We start from the raw sequence: 1,667 nt of genomic DNA, 5'->3' as shown, positions 1-1,667 counted from the left end.
TGATATGCTCCCTTTATAGTAGACAGTTAAAATAATAAAACTGTTTCTATAAAGGGGGTATTTTAATGTCAAGAAAAACGAAATGTTCTCTGGAAGAGAAATTGAAAGGAATTAAAGAATATTTATCAGGAGAAAAAGCAGTTATACAGATATGCGATGAGATGGCAATTCATAGTGCCACATTTTATGACTGGTTGAAAATATATAATGATGTTGGGGAAGCAAATTTAATAGTTTCTATAAAAAATAAATATTATTCTGATTCGCTTAAACTTAATGCAGTTAAAGATTATCTAGCTGGAAAAGGTTCTTTAAGAAATATATGCTGCATATATGAAATTTCATCTCCTCGTGTTCTCAGAGATTGGATTAAGAAGTATAATGGTCATAAAACATTTAAATCTCATAATAAGCAAGGGGATAGAATTATGACTAATGGAAGAAAAACTACTTATGAAGAAAGAATTGAGATTGTTGCATTCTGCATTTCGAATAATGATGATTATCAAGCCACTGCTGATAAATTTAAGGTTTCTTATCAACAAGTTTATACATGGGTAAGAAAATACAAAGCTAATGGATATGAAGAGCTAATGGACCGTCGCGGTAAGCGTAAAGAGGCTGATGAGCTTACTGAGGCTGATAAATTATCAGCACAATTAAAACTTATTGAAGCAGAAAATAGACGTTTAAAGATGGAGAATGATTTCTTAAAAAAATTGAAGGAAGTAGAAAGAAGGCGATAAGCACTAGAATCCTCCAAGAATATAAATATATTTCTATAAGAGAATTACATGAGGAAAATGGCTATCCAATAGCTGATTTATGCAATTTAGCTAGTATTGCACGATCATCTTACTACAAATGGATTAACCGTTCAGAGACTGAATTAGATAAAGAGAATTCAATAATACTAAAAGAAATTGTTAAACTTTATGAAGATGTACATGGTATCTATGGATACCGTCGGATAACAATTAATATAAATCGACTTCTTAATAAACAGTATAATCATAAACGAATTTATAGATTAATGAAGTCTATTAACATGAAATCAGTTATAAGAAAAAAGAGAAAGTCTTATCTACAAAGTACTCCACAAATCACGGCAGAAAACAAATTAAATAGAGAATTCTATGCAAAGAAACCAAATGAAAAATGGTTAACAGATGTTACTGAATTTAAGCTACTTAATGGTCAAAAGGCTTACCTCAGTGCAATATTTGATTTATCTGACAAAAGCATTGTTTCTTATGTGGTCGGTCACTCAAATAACAATCAACTTGTTTTTGATACATTTGACTTAGCAGTAATTGCTAATCCGACTGCAAAGCCACTTTTTCATAGTGACAGGGGATTTCAGTATACTAATAGAACTTTCAAAGCTAAACTTGATAAGATCAATGCAACTCAAAGCATGTCACGTGTCAGTAGGTGTATCGACAACGGACCAATGGAAGGTTTTTGGGGAACTCTCAAATGCGAGATGTATTATTTGCAAAAGTTTTATACATATGAAGAATTGAGGCAAGCAATTGATGACTATATAGTATTTTATAATACAAAAAGGTTACAGAAAAATTTAAAAGGTCTGACTCCAATTGAATATCGAAATCAGACCTTGGCTTCATAATTTTTTTGTTTTTTCATCTGTCTACTTGACAGGG

At 31.0% G+C, this 1,667-nt stretch carries 2 protein-coding genes; both read left to right on the top strand.

Features of this window, described 5'->3' with window-relative positions; translation table 11 throughout:
* The first annotated feature begins 65 nt into the window (after positions 1-65).
* The gene (locus BM027_RS17825; RefSeq protein WP_090094512.1) at positions 66-746 is read left to right on the top strand and encodes a helix-turn-helix domain-containing protein; all 681 of its coding nucleotides are present in this window, start codon (positions 66-68) and stop codon (positions 744-746) included.
* On the top strand, positions 719-1,633 hold the full coding sequence (locus tag BM027_RS17820; RefSeq protein WP_139209567.1) for an IS3 family transposase: 915 nt from the start codon (positions 719-721) through the stop codon (positions 1,631-1,633). The genes BM027_RS17825 and BM027_RS17820 overlap by 28 nt, the downstream gene beginning before the upstream one ends.
* Positions 1,634-1,667 lie beyond the last annotated feature (34 nt).

This window comes from Clostridium uliginosum (assembly GCF_900112485.1).
In the GTDB taxonomy this organism is placed as follows: Bacteria; Bacillota; Clostridia; order Clostridiales; family Clostridiaceae; genus Clostridium; species Clostridium uliginosum.
Note: the sequence above shows the minus strand (reverse complement) of the source record. Positions and strands in the feature narration are given on the sequence as shown.

Excerpts from the sequence above, each read along its gene's own strand:
- BM027_RS17825 (WP_090094512.1), top strand. The coding sequence starts at position 66 with ATGTCAAGAAAAACGAAATGTTCTCTGGAAGAGAAATTGAAAGGAATT.